Annotated in this window: 13 protein-coding genes; 8 read left to right on the top strand and 5 right to left on the bottom strand. The window is 70.7% G+C overall.

Annotated features, from left to right (window positions below; translation table 11 throughout):
* Window positions 1-63: 63 nt before the first annotated feature.
* From J2X34_RS04970 to J2X34_RS04960, 3 genes are read left to right on the top strand one after another with little or no spacing between them, the layout of a single operon-like run.
* Complete coding sequence (locus J2X34_RS04970) at window positions 64-1041, top strand: 1-phosphofructokinase family hexose kinase (RefSeq protein ID WP_429516274.1); 978 nt, start codon at window positions 64-66, stop codon at window positions 1039-1041.
* Complete coding sequence (locus J2X34_RS04965) at window positions 942-1208, top strand: hypothetical protein (protein ID WP_397484721.1); 267 nt, start codon at window positions 942-944, stop codon at window positions 1206-1208. The genes J2X34_RS04970 and J2X34_RS04965 overlap by 100 nt, the downstream gene beginning before the upstream one ends.
* Window positions 1209-1214: 6 nt before the next feature.
* Entirely contained in the window at window positions 1215-2723 is a 1509-nt protein-coding gene (locus J2X34_RS04960) for an AAA family ATPase (protein ID WP_429516273.1), read from the top strand.
* A 14-nt stretch (window positions 2724-2737) separates the two neighbouring features.
* On the opposite strand, the gene J2X34_RS04955 is transcribed toward J2X34_RS04960, so the two are convergent.
* The 5 genes from J2X34_RS04955 to J2X34_RS04935 are packed head-to-tail and all read right to left on the bottom strand — an operon-like array spanning window position 2738 to window position 7706.
* The gene (locus J2X34_RS04955) at window positions 2738-3676 is read right to left on the bottom strand and encodes a potassium-transporting ATPase subunit C (RefSeq protein WP_429516272.1); all 939 of its coding nucleotides are present in this window, start codon (window positions 3674-3676) and stop codon (window positions 2738-2740) included.
* Between the two features lies 1 nt (window position 3677).
* Window positions 3678-5828 (bottom strand): potassium-transporting ATPase subunit KdpB, encoded by a 2151-nt coding sequence (gene kdpB, locus J2X34_RS04950; RefSeq protein ID WP_429516271.1) that lies wholly within the window; start codon window positions 5826-5828, stop codon window positions 3678-3680.
* Window positions 5825-7495 carry a potassium-transporting ATPase subunit KdpA gene (gene kdpA, locus J2X34_RS04945; RefSeq protein WP_429516270.1) on the bottom strand — a complete coding sequence of 557 codons (1671 nt, stop codon included), beginning with the start codon at window positions 7493-7495 and terminating at the stop codon, window positions 5825-5827. The genes kdpB and kdpA overlap by 4 nt, the downstream gene beginning before the upstream one ends.
* Window positions 7495-7584 (bottom strand): potassium-transporting ATPase subunit F, encoded by a 90-nt coding sequence (locus J2X34_RS04940; protein ID WP_114722380.1) that lies wholly within the window; start codon window positions 7582-7584, stop codon window positions 7495-7497. The genes kdpA and J2X34_RS04940 overlap by 1 nt, the downstream gene beginning before the upstream one ends.
* Window positions 7581-7706 carry a hypothetical protein gene (locus J2X34_RS04935; RefSeq protein ID WP_429516269.1) on the bottom strand — a complete coding sequence of 42 codons (126 nt, stop codon included), beginning with the start codon at window positions 7704-7706 and terminating at the stop codon, window positions 7581-7583. Before J2X34_RS04935 ends, J2X34_RS04940 begins: the two co-directional genes overlap by 4 nt.
* A 98-nt stretch (window positions 7707-7804) precedes the next feature.
* Here J2X34_RS04935 and J2X34_RS04930 point away from each other — a divergent pair, with 98 nt between their 5' ends.
* From J2X34_RS04930 to J2X34_RS04910, 5 genes are all read left to right on the top strand, one after another.
* The gene (locus tag J2X34_RS04930; RefSeq protein ID WP_429516268.1) at window positions 7805-10216 is read left to right on the top strand and encodes an ATP-binding protein; all 2412 of its coding nucleotides are present in this window, start codon (window positions 7805-7807) and stop codon (window positions 10214-10216) included.
* A gap of 103 nt (window positions 10217-10319) precedes the next feature.
* The gene (locus tag J2X34_RS04925; protein WP_114722382.1) at window positions 10320-10757 is read left to right on the top strand and encodes a hypothetical protein; all 438 of its coding nucleotides are present in this window, start codon (window positions 10320-10322) and stop codon (window positions 10755-10757) included.
* On the top strand, window positions 10754-11704 hold the full coding sequence (locus J2X34_RS04920; RefSeq protein ID WP_114722383.1) for a hypothetical protein: 951 nt from the start codon (window positions 10754-10756) through the stop codon (window positions 11702-11704). The genes J2X34_RS04925 and J2X34_RS04920 overlap by 4 nt, the downstream gene beginning before the upstream one ends.
* Window positions 11691-13079 carry a V-type ATPase 116kDa subunit family protein gene (locus J2X34_RS04915; RefSeq protein WP_258557946.1) on the top strand — a complete coding sequence of 463 codons (1389 nt, stop codon included), beginning with the start codon at window positions 11691-11693 and terminating at the stop codon, window positions 13077-13079. Before J2X34_RS04920 ends, J2X34_RS04915 begins: the two co-directional genes overlap by 14 nt.
* Window positions 13076-13495 (top strand): ATP synthase subunit C, encoded by a 420-nt coding sequence (locus tag J2X34_RS04910; RefSeq protein ID WP_114722385.1) that lies wholly within the window; start codon window positions 13076-13078, stop codon window positions 13493-13495. The genes J2X34_RS04915 and J2X34_RS04910 overlap by 4 nt, the downstream gene beginning before the upstream one ends.

Genomic DNA, 13495 nt, shown 5'->3' with positions numbered 1-13495 from the left:
GATGACGATCGGACTCAGGAGGCGGGGGCGGCCATCGCCCGGGCCAGAGGGAGGCGGCCTGCGATGCCGGCGATCGTCACGCTGACCATGAATCCGGCGCTCGATATCTCGACGAGCGCCGGGGCCGTGGGGCCGACCGACAAGATTCGCTGCGCGGAGCCCCGCTACGACCCCGGTGGTGGAGGGATCAACGTCGCACGGATCGCGCGCGTGTTGGGGGAGTCCGTGGTCGCGGTGTTCCCGGTCGGCTCGGCGACCGGAACGGTCCTGGGTGCGCTGTTGGATCGCGAGGGTGTGTGGAACCGTCGGGTTCCCATCGACGGCGCCACCCGGGAGAGTCTCACTGTCGACGAACTGAGCACCGGGGACCAGTACCGGTTCGTGCTGCCGGGCCCGCACATGAGCCTGGCCGACCAGGAACGCTGCCTCGCCCTAGTCGCGGAGGTGGCCCGGGACGCCCAGCTCGTGGTGGCCAGCGGGAGCCTGCCCCCGGGCGCCCCACCGGACTTCTACGCGCGGGTCGTCGCAATGACACGCAATCTCGGCGCCCGCTGCATCGTGGACACGTCCGGCGAACCGCTACGCCACATCGACGCCGGGGTGTACCTGCTGAAGCCGAGCATCCGCGAGCTCCGGGAACTGGCCGGTCGCGATCTGGTCGACGAACCCGACCAGGTCCGGGCCGCACGCGAACTCGTGACGGAGGGTCGATGCGAGGCGGTGGTGATCTCGCTGGGGGCGCGCGGCGCCATCGCGGTCACCGCCGAATCTGCCGAGCGATTCGCAGCGCTCCCGGTCCGTTTCCGCAGCGGGGTCGGCGCCGGAGACGCGATGGTTGCCGGCATCACCGTCGGTCTCGCCCGGAATTGGTGCCTGCACGACGCCGTCCGCCTCGGCATCGCGGCCGGCGCCGCGATGCTCACCACCGCGGGTACCCGTGTGTGCCGGCGCGAGGAGATCGAGAATCTGTACCGCCGCACCCGAGACGCCACTACCGTGGAAGTCGACAGCGCGGAGACGACCGAAAGGCAGGGGTCATGACCGGTCCCGAACACCATCCGCACGATCCGTCCGACCATCCCCACGTCCACGGCGACAATTGCGGTCATGAGAAGGTCCAGCACGGCGACCACGTCGACTACATCCACGACGGGCACCGGCACGCCGAACACGAGGGCCACTACGACGAGCACGGCGAGGTCGGCTGACCGTCGTTGGACACTCGCACCGGAGGTTCCGCGGACGATTCCGCCGAGCAGCCGTTTGCGGCCCTGCACGAGACCCATTCCGGCGTCGTGTTCCTCCTCGGCGATCGCGTCTACAAGGCGAAGAAGCCGATACGCACCGACTTCCTCGACTTCAGTACGCGCGCGGCCCGCGTCGCGGTGTGCGCCCGGGAGGTCGAACTGAACCGTCGTCTCGCGCCCGACGTCTATCTCGGCGTGACGGAACTCCGTGACCCGGACGGCCGCGACGGCGAACCCCTCGTCGTGATGACCCGGATGCCCGAGAAGGCGCGGCTGTCGGCCCTGCTGCGTTCGGAGGTGCCGGTCCAGGATCGGGTCGATGAGATCGCCGACCTGATCGCAAGATTCCATCGGAGCGCGCACCGCGGCCCGCACGTCGATCACGAGGGGACCATCGAGGCGGTCCGTCGGCGGTGGCGCAACAACTTTCGCGAGACTCGGACGATGCCGCAGGACGTCGTCTGCGACGACCGCCTGGACGCGCTCGAGCGCACCGTGAACAGGTTCCTCGACGGGCGTGGGCAGTTGTTCGCGGACCGCATCACGCAAGCCCGGATCGTCGACGGCCACGGCGACCTGCTGGCGGACGACATCTTCTGCCTCCGCGACGGTCCACGCGTCCTGGACTGTCTCGAGTTCGACGACCGACTCCGGTATGTCGACGGCCTCGACGACGCCGCCTGCCTCGCGATGGATCTCGAATTCCAGGGCCGCGCCGACCTGGCGACCCGTTTCCTGGACCGGTACACCGGTCAGGCCGACGATGCTGCGCCCGACGCGCTGCGCCACCACTACATCGCCTACCGCGCCTTCATGCGGGCCAAGGTCGACTGTGTCCGGCACCTGCAGGGCCGGTCCGAGTCCGCGCAGGACGCACTTCGCCACACCGCACTGGCCGCGGAACACCTGCGCCGCGGGGCTGTTCGCCTCGCCCTGGTGGGAGGGCTGCCCGCGTCCGGTAAGTCCACGGTCGCGGCGCGCCTGGCGGAATCGGTGGGCGCGCTGCTGCTGTCGAGCGACGCGATCCGCCGTGACCTGTTCGCCGACGAACGCGGCCGCGACCCGGCCCCCGGATTCCGCGGCGGACGGTACTCGGCGGAGGCGACGGACCGGGTGTACGCGACGATGCTCGACCGGGCCCGCGAGGCCCTGGGACGGGGCATCTCCGTCGTCCTCGACGCGTCGTGGACGGACGCCCGGCTGCGCCGGCGGGCCGAGGCGATGGCGTCGGACGCCGTCGCCGACCTGGTCGCGCTGCGATGCGTCGCCCCGCCGGCGGTCACCGAGTCGCGACTGCGCGACCGTGCGACCGCCGGCGGTGACCACGACTCCGAGGCCGATCCCGCCATCGCGCATGCCATGGCGCGGCGTGCGGACGAGTGGGCCGAGGCCGTCGGGGTCGACACGACAGGTCCGGTCGCGGATGCGGTGCAGGCCGCCGAAGACCGCTGGTGGACCGGTGCACGCCGACCGTAGTCCAGTCGCGATGGTCAGCGCGGCATCGGGAATCGTCGGTCCAGATCCAGGTTGAGATTCAGTACGTTCACGGTGGGCTCGCCCAGGAAGCCGAGTCCGCGGCCGTCGGTGTGGGCGTCGACGGCGGCACGGATCAGGTCCGCGCCGACGCCGCGGGCGGCGGCTACCCGCGGCACCTGCAGCTCGGCATACTCGGTGGAGATGTCCGGATCCAGACCGCTACCGCTCGCCGTGACCGCATCCGCGGGGACCGCCGGCCGCGCCGGTGCACCGCCACGAACGGGGACGATCCGGCCCGCGTCGTAAGTTTCGCGGTCGCCGAAGCGCGCGCACTCCACCGGGGCCCCCTCGTAGCTGTCCAGGAATGTCCGGGCTGGGACCGCTGGGTCCGTCGAGCAGGGCTCGTTGACGCTCACCACCCGTTCCGGGCGGGTGACATTGCCGTCGGCGTCCCGGGGCCCGATCACCGACAGCACCGCACCCACGCCTCCGGCGGTGCAGAACGGCCGGGATCCGTCCACCCCCTCGAGTTGTCCGACCCCGCGGCTGCGGGTGCACACGGCGGTGAGCAGGCTCGGCACGAATCCGGCGTCGGTCGGGGTCGCGCCGCGCGCCAACAGGTCGGGATCGGCCGGGGTGTCCCGGATGCTCTCCGGCCCGAGGTTGCTCGCCCCGGAAGCGAGGGTGTCGAATCCGGTTCCCGCGGCCGACGGGCGGCTCTGGAAGTACCGGCGCAGCGGATTCCCGTCGGAACCGGTGAACGACTGACCGATTCGTCCACTACCGACCGGCGTGCCGTCGACCGTGACGATCGCGCCGTCGGCGCGGTCGCGCAGCCACGGCACCGCGGCCACCCCCCACACCGCGACGGGGTAGACGACGCCGGTGATCACGGTCAGCACCAGAAGCGCTCGCAGCGCGGCAACGTGCTGGCGGAGCCAGGCGCGGCGCATGTCAGGACATCCCCGGCAGGAACTGCAGGATCAGATCGATCAGCTTGATCCCGACAAACGGCGCGACGACACCGCCGAGCCCGTAAATGTAGAGGTTGCGGCCGAGCAGCTTCTGCGCGGTCGCCGGGCGGTACCGCACGCCCCGCAGCGCCAGCGGGATCAGCGCGACGATGACGAGTGCGTTGTAGATGACCGCCGCGAGGATCGCGGACTGCGGGCTGTGCAGGCGCATGACGTTCAGCAGAGCGAGGCCGGGGAAGAGCACCACGAACATGGCCGGGATAATCGCGAAGTACTTCGCGATGTCGTTGGCGATCGAAAACGTCGTCAACGCGCCGCGGGTGATCAACAGCTGCTTGCCGATCTCGACGATCTCGATCAGCTTGGTGGGATCGGAGTCGAGATCCACCATGTTGCCGGCTTCCTTGGCCGCCGAGGTGCCGGTGTTCATCGCGACGCCGACGTCGGCCTGCGCGAGGGCCGGCGCGTCGTTGGTACCGTCTCCGGTCATCGCGACCAGTTTCCCGTTTGCCTGTTCCCGCTTGATCAGGGCGAATTTGTCCTCCGGGGTGGCCTCGGCCAGGAAGTCGTCGACGCCCGCCTCCTTCGCGATAGCCTCCGCGGTCAGCGGGTTGTCGCCGGTGATCATCACCGTCCGGATTCCCATGTGGCGCATTTCCTCGAAGCGCTCACGCATTCCTCGTTTGACGACGTCCTTGAGGTGGATCACGCCGAGGACACCGGCACCGTGACTGTCGGCCCGACCCACCACCAGGGGCGTGCCGCCCTCTTCGGAGATGCGGTCCGCGATCTGCGCGAGCTGATCGGGGACCCGGCCGCCGTGACCGGCCACCCAGTTCGAGAGGGCTGCAGTTGCCCCCTTGCGGAGCATCTCGCCGTCGTCCAGGTCGACGCCGGACATCCGGGTCGTGGCGCTGAACTCGACCCAGGTGGCACGCGAGAGCTCGCCCGGCGTCCGCTCGCGCAGATCGTAGGCCTGCTTGGCGTAGACGACGATCGAACGACCTTCCGGGGTCTCGTCGGCGAGGCTCGCCAACTGGGCCGCGTCGGCGAGGTCCTGCGCGGAAACCCCGTCGAGCGCGACGAACTCGGAGGCCTGACGATTGCCCAGCGTGATGGTGCCGGTCTTGTCGAGGAGCAGCGTGTTCACGTCGCCGGCGGCCTCCACCGCGCGTCCGGACATCGCCAGCACGTTGCGCTGCACCAGTCGGTCCATCCCTGCGATCCCGATCGCCGACAGCAGGGCCCCGATCGTGGTGGGGATCAGGCACACCATCAGCGACACCATGACGATCCCGGCAACCCCGTACTGGTTCAGGGCCGCGGTGTCGGGAACACCGGGATTGTCGGCCTTCGAGTAGATCGCCAGGGGCTGCAGGGTCGCCACCGCGAAGACGAAGATCACGGTCAGGGCCGCCAGGAGGATGCCGAGCGCGATCTCGTTGGGCGTCTTCTGCCGGTTGGCGCCCTCGACCAGCGCGATCATGCGGTCGATGAAACTGCCGCCCGGCTGCTGGGTGATCCTGACGACGATCCGGTCCGACAACACCTGGGTGCCGCCGGTGACCGACGAGCGGTCACCCCCCGATTCCCGCACGACGGGCGCGGACTCGCCGGTGATCGCCGACTCGTCGACCGACGCGATGCCCTCCACGACGTCGCCGTCTCCCGGAACGGTCTGTCCCGCTTCGACGATCACGACGTCGCCCTGCCGCAGATCCGTCGCCGCGACGTCGGTCTCGCTCACTACGGTGCCCCCGGGGGCCCAGTCGGGAAGCAGTCGTGCGCGGGTGCCCGTCCGAGCCTGACGGAGGGCATCGGCCTGAGCCTTGCCACGTCCCTCGGCGACGGACTCCGCGAGATTCGCGAATACGACCGTGATCCACAGCCAGAACACCGCGGCCCACGCGAACCAGGACGGGCTCAGGACCGCGAGGACCGTGCTCCACGCGGCACCCACCTCGACGATGAACATGACGGGATTGCGCCACAGCAGGCGCGGATCGAGCTTGCGGACGGCGACCGGTGCTGCCGCGGCGATGGTTCGCGCGTTGAGCAGGCCCGTGGTTCGGCCCGCCGCCCCGGACTTCGGCGACGCGGGAGGGGCCGGCGGCGGGCCGGGGGCGCTCATCGGTGGATTCCCTCCGCCAGCGGGCCCAGCGCGAGTGCGGGCAGGAACGTCAGGGTGACCAGGATCAGCGTCACCCCGGTGACGAGGGCGACGAACTGCGGGCGGTGCGTGGGCAGGGTGCCGGCCGAGGCGGGAACCGATCCCTGCCGGGCGAGCGTGCCGGCGAGCGCGAGAACGAAGATGATCGGCAGGAATCGTCCGAGCAGCATCGCGACGCCGAGGGCCGTGTTGTACCACGGGGTGTTCGCGGCGAGCCCGGCGAACGCCGACCCGTTGCTGTTGGCGACGGATGTGAACGCGTACAGAACCTCCGACAACCCGTGCGGGCCCGTGTTGAGCATCCGCTCCCGCGGCCCGGGCAGCGCCATCGTGACGGCCGTGCCGACGAGGATGACCAGCGGGGTGACCAGGAAGTAGGCGGCGGCCAGTTTGATCTCACGCGGGGTGATCTTCTTCCCGAGGTATTCCGGGGTGCGCCCGACCATCAGTCCGGCGATGAACACGGTGATGACAGCAAGGATCAGAATGCCGTAGAGGCCGGAACCGGCACCGCCCGGTGCCACCTCGCCGAGTTGCATGTTCAGCATCGTCATCATGCCGCCGAGACTGGTGTACGAGTCGTGGGCCGAGTTGGTGGCCCCCGCCGACGTCAGCGTCCCGGTCGCGGCGAAGGTGGCCGAATTCGCCACCCCGAAGCGCTGTTCCACACCCTCCATCGACGCGCCGATCGCGGTCGGGGCCGTTCCGTGGTGCTGGAGTTGCAGCAGGTTCGTCAACGTCACGCTGACGACCGCGAGGATCGCCGTGATCGCGGCGATCGCGTATCCCTGCTTCCGGCTCCCCACCATCCGGCCGAAGGTGCGGGGCAGCGCCGACGCGATGAGCAGCATCAGCAGGATCTGCACCCAGCTGGTCCAAGCCGTCGGGTTCTCGAACGGATGGGCCGCATTCGCGTTGAAATAGCCGCCGCCGTTGGTGCCCAGCATCTCGATGGACTGTTGACTCGCGACCGGACCACCCGGTAGCACCTGGGTACCGCCGGTGAGGGTGCCGACCGAACGCTGGACGGCGAAGTTCTGGACGACGCCACCCACCACGAGTACCACCGCACCGACGAAGGCGATGGGGAGCAGGATCCGGACCGTTCCCCGCACCAGGTCGACCCAGAAGTTCCCGATCACGGCGCTACGGGTCCGCGCGAAACCCCGCACCAACGCGATCCCGACACCCATCCCGACCGCGGCGGAGACGAAGTTCTGCACCGCGAGCCCGGTCATCTGGACGAGCGGGCTCATCGTGGACTCGCCCGCGTACGCCTGCCAGTCGGTGTTGGTGACGAAGCTGACCGCCGTGTTCCAGGCCAGGTCCGAGGTCATGGGCGTCGCCGGTGCGGGCACGTGCAGCCACAGGTGCTGCTGGACCAGTTGCAGCCCGAACAGGAACACGATGCCGACCGCAGAGAAGGCGAGAACACTGCGCGCGTACACCGGCCAGCTGTGCTCGGCCGTCGGCTCGACGCCGATCAACCGGTACACGACGCGTTCGAGCCGCGAATGCGAGGTTCCCGAGTACACCCGGAACATGTAGTCCCCGAGCGGGACATGGACGAGCACGAGCACCAGCAGCAGTGTTCCCGCGAACAGCGCACCGGCCGCGGCGGAACTCATCAGAATCGCTCCGGGAAGAACAACGCGGCAGCGAGAAACACGGCGATGAGTACGACCGTCACCAGCCCCACGGCGTTGTCGAAGTTCACAGCCGCTCCACCGCCCTCAGCACCACCGTGAGCAGGAGAAAGATCACCACCGTCAGTGCGGTGAACACCACGACCGCCATGCCCGCCTCCTCGGTCGTCGAGCCCTCGGTGGACAGGCCCACGGAGGGACTTCACCTCGATTCAACGTCGGGGTACTGCACAGCGGGGCCAGAATGGGAGTTACCGCGAGGTTTACCCGGATGGGAGGCCGTCGGAGACCATGACGAGCTCCGCGCACCCCGAACCCCCGCCGCGGCGCGGGGCACTGCACATCTATCTGGGGGCCGCCCCGGGGGTTGGCAAGACCTGCGCGATGCTCGCGGAGGCGCACCGGCAGTCGGCGCAGGGTGTCGACGTCGTCGTCGGGGTGGCCCAGACATATGGTCGCGCCGAGACGTCGGCACTGCTCGAGGAGCTCGAAACAGTCCCCCCGCGTCGGGTGACCTATCGCGGCGCCACCTTCGACGAACTCGACGTCGACGCCGTGCTCGGCCGGCGCCCCCGCATCGCGCTGGTCGACGAGCTCGCCCACACGAATCTTCCCGGGAGCCGGCACGAGAAGCGATGGCAGGACGTCGACGAGCTTCTGGAAGCCGGAATCGACGTCTACTCGACCGTCAACGTCCAGCATCTCGAGAGCCTCAACGACGTGGTCGAGCACATCACCGGCATCGCACAGAGGGAGACGGTTCCCGACGGCGTCGTCCGCGACGCCGACCAGGTCGAGATGGTCGACGTCACGCCGGGGGAGCTGCGCCACCGGCTCGCCCAGGGCAAGGTCTATGCCGCGGACCGGGTCGATGCCGCGCTGAGCAACTACTTCCGGCCCGAGAACCTCACCGCGTTACGGGAGCTGGCCCTGCTGTGGCTGGCCGATCAGGTCGACATGGCGTTGGACAAATACCGCGTCGACGAGAGCGTCACCGACATCTGGGAGACCCGCGAGCGCGTCGTGGTCGCCGTGACCGGCGGGCCGGAATCGGTGAAGCTGGTTCGCCGGGCCGCCCGCATCGCCGCCCGGTCCAGCGCACGGCTGATGGTGGTTCACGTCGTCAGCGGGGACGGGACCGCCGGCGCATCCACCGCCACGATGGCCGAGATCCGACGTCTCGCGTCCGCTTCACGGGCGAGTGTGCACAGCGTCGTCGGGAACGACGTGGCCGAGGCGCTCCTCGAGTTCGCACGCTCGGTAGACGCGACCGAGCTGGTGATCGGATCCTCCCGGCGGTCACGCCTTTTCCGGATCCTCGACGAAGGCGTCGGAGAAGAGGTGATCCGGGGAGCCGGACAGATCGATGTGCACATCGTCACCCACGCCGGGGCCGCGGGAGGGCCACGGCTCTCCGTGGCGGAAACCAGGTGGCTCGTCGTCTCGAGCGGGGTCGCAGTACTGATACTGACCGCTGCGTCCACGCTGCTGGCGACCCGGAGCGGACTGCGTGCCGAGACCACGGGCGCGATCGCGCTGTTCGCCGGTGCAGGCTTCCTGATGTCGTTGGCGGTCGTCGCGCTGGTGGACGTTGCGGTCCTCCGAACTCGCCAGGCCCGCCGCGCCTCTCAGGAAGCCGAACTGCTCGCTCTGTTCGCGGGTTCGGTGCTGCGGGGATCCGACCTTCCGGCCCTGCTCGAGCGGGTCCGCGAGACGTTCGGACAGAACGGGGTCAGCGTGCTGCGCCGCGGCGCCGGTCCGGTCTGCTCGGTCGGTGCGCATCCGCCCGGCACGACAGCCGCCGCGAGCACCGTGTGCGAGGTCGGCGACGGTGAATATGCGCTCGCGTTGTCGGGCCGCGGTGTGCGCGCCCACGACCGCCGCGTCCTGACCGCGGTCGCCAATCAGGCGGTCGCGTTGTACCGGCAGCAGAACCTCGTCGACGCCGCCGGCGAGGCCCGTGCCCTCGCCACCACCGCCGACCTGCGGCGGGCGCTGCTCGCCGGGATCAGCCACGACCTGCGGACACCGCTGGCCGCGATCAAGGTCGCGCTGTCCAGTCTGCGCAGTCGGGAACCGGGCGAGTTCACCGCGCGCGATGTCGACGAATTGCTCGCGACGTCCGAGGAATCGACCGATCGGCTGATCGAACGGGTCGACGACCTGATCGATTCGTCGCGACTCGCGGCCGGCGAGGTGCGCCCGACGATGGACCGCGTGGCCGTCGAGGAATCAGTGCACGGTGCTCTGCTGTCGATCGCGCGGGCCGCCGACGGACGCGACCGGATCGGCCCGGACCGCGTACACGTCGACGTCGACGCCGTCTCGGTTCGTGCCGACCCGGGGCTGCTCGGGCGCGTCCTCGAGAACCTGCTGGCGAACGCGCTGCGCCACAGCGCTGGTCGGCCGGTCCGCGTCGGTGCCGCGCGGGTGGGCGAGCTCGGCGTCATCACCGTCGCCGACGCGGGTCCGGGCATCCCACCGGGCAGTGAGAGCCGCATCTTCGACCCGTTCCAGCGCCTCGAGGACGGCCGGCACGCGGCCGGGGCGGGGCTGGGGCTGGGGTTGTCGGTCGCGCGCGGGTTCGTCGAAGCGATGGGCGGCACCGCGACTGCGACGGCAACGCCGGGCGGTGGCCTGACCGTCCTCGTCACACTGGATGCGGCCTCCGGTGCCGCCGACGGCGCATCGTCCATTCGGTGACAGTTGGCCCTACTCGGGCGGCCGCGTCTGGGGTGTGCTGGTCAGATCAGCTCGTGCGTCACGACCCGTGATCGAGGTCTTCGCCAGGTGCAGGGGAGGACGGATGCCACGCTCTCGAGATCTGCTCAGGCGGTTCCGCCCCGCGGGAACCCCCGGCGCCGCGGCCTCCACCGGTGTCCCGGCGGACCGCGTGTCCGAACTGTCCGCCGAGCTCGCCCCGATCCTCGCGTTGGTGGCGGACGACGACGCGCAGGCCGACCGCGTCCGGGCCGAGGCCGAGCAGAAGGCGCAACGCACGACGGAGCTGGCCGCGCAGCGGGCCCGCGATCGCCTCACCGACGCCCGACTGCGCGCCGAGGCGGAACGCTCCGCCGCCGCGGCCCAGGTGGGCCGCGGGTCGGCACAGCAGGCGGAGCGCATCGTCGCCGACGCGCGCCGGGAAGCGGACGTGGTGCGCGAACGCGGCCGCGAACGAATCCCCGATCTGGTGCGGCGCGTCGTCGACGACATTCGGGGCGGCGCGATTGGCGGCCCGTCGTGAGCACCTCGTGGGTTGCCGGCACGGTGCGTGCGCGGGCACTGGCGCAGCGACGGATCGGCGCCGACGCGGCACGTCAGCTGGCGCGCTCCGGGACCCGATCCGACGCAGTCCGGGCGGTGTCGCAGACACCGTACGGACACGCCGTCCATCCCGCCGATTCCCTCGCCGCGGCACAACACGGTGTCAGCGCAACACTGCTGTGGCAATTGCGGGTGCTTGCGGGCTGGCTGCCCCACGACGGCGTCGACGTCGTCCGACTCCTCGCCCGCGGGTTCGAGATCGCGAACATCGACGAGCAACTGGCGCAGGACGGGCGCGGCGTGGGCGATCCGCTGTACCGCCTCGGGGCGCTCGCGACGGCCGGCCACCGCATCGTCGGCATCCACGCCGCGCCCGTCCTGCGCGAGGCGTTGCGGTCGACTCCGTGGGGCGATCCCGGCGGTTCGTCCGCATGGGAGGTCGGAGTCGGGCTCCGCCTGAACTGGGCGGATCAGGTGATGGGACCGATCCCCGAAGCGGCCAGATGGGCGCGTGCCGCCACGGCGCTGCTGCTCGCGCGCATCGCCTGGTCGGACAGGCGAGTCCTTCCACCCGCGCTGGCCCGGCGCGCGGCGACCGTGATCGGGCCCGGATTCGTCGACGTCGTCGGCCCGACGTCGACGCAGGTAGCCGCCGCCGTCGAACACCTACCCGCCGACACCCGGTGGGCTTTCGATCGGGTGGACCGCCCCGAGAACGTGTGGCGAGGCGAGGCGGCATGGTGGCGCCGCATCGACCGTGACGGGTTCGCGCTCCTGCGTGAGCAGGGATTCGGGCGCGGGCCGGTCGTCGGGGCCGTCGCGGTTCTCGCGGCGGACGCCTGGCGTGCGCGCGCGGCACTCGCATCCGCGGCGCGCCACGAGGTCGTCGGCGACTCGGCGGTGGAGGCGTTCGATGTGGTGGCCTAGTGCCGCGGCTCCGGCCCGGATGCGGCGAGTGGCGCTCGTCGCGCCGGTCGCCCGTATCCGCCCGGTCCTCGTGCAGACGGCGGACGCGGGAATCGTCGAGATCGATGTGCCCGAACCGCCGACCGCGAGCAGAGACGCTCTCCGCGCGGGGGGCGATACGCCGACCGCACCGCGACTGTCGCTCACGACGCCCGATCGCGACGCGCTGGAGCGGGCCGGGCGCCGCGATCTCCTCGCCGGTGAGTCGGAACTGGACGTGGTGGGCGCCGCGGCGGTGGTGCGCGGTGGTGTTGCCGCTTTCGCCGGGTGGGCGCGCGAATCCGACGTGCTCGGGCTGGCACGGCAACTGGAACCGGAAGGCGGCGCCGTGGTCCTCCTCCTGACACCGCTCGGCACCGACCCGCCCACGGCCCTCGCCACCGGAGGGACGCTGCGGCGCTCGTTCGCACCGCTCGTCGACACCTACGGCACCGTCCCGTACGCGGACCTGGATCCGACACTGGCCGCCGGACTCGCCTACGTGTTCATGTTCGGGATGATGTTCGGCGACGTCGGCCACGGCGCGCTCCTGGTCATCGGAGGTCTGCTGCTTCGCGCCGGACGGCTCCCATGGACGGCTCGCTACGGCCGGGTATGGCCGTTCGTGGCGGGGGCCGGCGCGGCGGCGGCGGTCTTCGGGTTGTTGTACGGCGAATGTTTCGGCCCCACCGGAGTGGTGCCCGTGCTGTGGATCGCGCCGCTCGAACAGCCGGTCACGCTGCTGGGTGTCGCTCTTGGTGTCGGGGCGGTCCTCCTCGCGGGCGCCTACGTCCTCGGCACCGTCAATCGCTGGCGCGAGGGCGGATGGGCTGCCGCGCTGAGCGCTCCGTCCGGGCTGGCCGGCGCCGCGGTGTTCGCGGGGCTCGGGATGGTCGTGCTCGGACTCGTCGCAGGCAGCGGGTGGCTGCTCGCCGGGGGCGTCGTCGTGGCGCTCGGACTACTGCTCGCCTCGGTCGGATTCCTCGCCACCGCTGAGGGCGGTGCCGCCGGTGTCGTGCAGACCGTCGTCGAACTGTTCGACGCGGTGATCCGGTTGGGTGCCAACCTCGTCTCGTTCGCCCGACTGGCCGCGTTCGGGCTCACTCACGCCGCGGTCGGGATGGTGGTGTGGGACGGCACGACGAACCTGTGGCGGCTCGGAGGTGTCGGGATGGTCGCCGCGGTCGCCGTATTCAGCGTCGGCAACGCACTCGCGTTCGCGCTCGAGGCCCTCGTCGCCGGGGTGCAGGCGCTGCGACTCGAATACTACGAACTGTTCTCGCGGATCTTCGTCACGGAGGGACGTCCGTTCCGTCCGTGGCATGTTCCGCTCGAACCGTCGAGGAGGATCCCGTGACCATCTGGTTGTACGCGCTGCCGGCCCTGTTCGTGGCCGTCGCCGCGATCCTGTTGATCCTGCGCCGTGGTGGCCGCGTCGCGCTCGGTCTGGTCATCGCCTTCGACCTTGCGGTCCTGCTCGGCGCCGTCGCCGCGGTGATCGTCGCCGCCAGTGGGACACCGGCGGCGGCGACGGTGCTGGCGGAGGCTCCCCAGCCGGCCGCCAACTGGGCCGCGTTACTCGGCGCCGCGATCGCCGTGGCCGGATCCTCGATCGGGGCCGCGATCGCCGTCGCCTATACCGGTGCGGCCGCGCTCGCCGCGATGAGCGAGCGACCCGAACTGTTCGGCAGGGCGATGGTGATCGTCGGACTGGCCGAGGGGATCGCGATCTACGGGCTGATCGTCGCGATCATCCTCATCGGGAAGGCCTGA

Origin of the sequence: Rhodococcus sp. BE178, from assembly GCF_050433545.1 — a bacterium.
Taxonomy (GTDB): domain Bacteria; phylum Actinomycetota; class Actinomycetes; order Mycobacteriales; family Mycobacteriaceae; genus Prescottella.
Note: the sequence above shows the minus strand (reverse complement) of the source record. Positions and strands in the feature narration are given on the sequence as shown.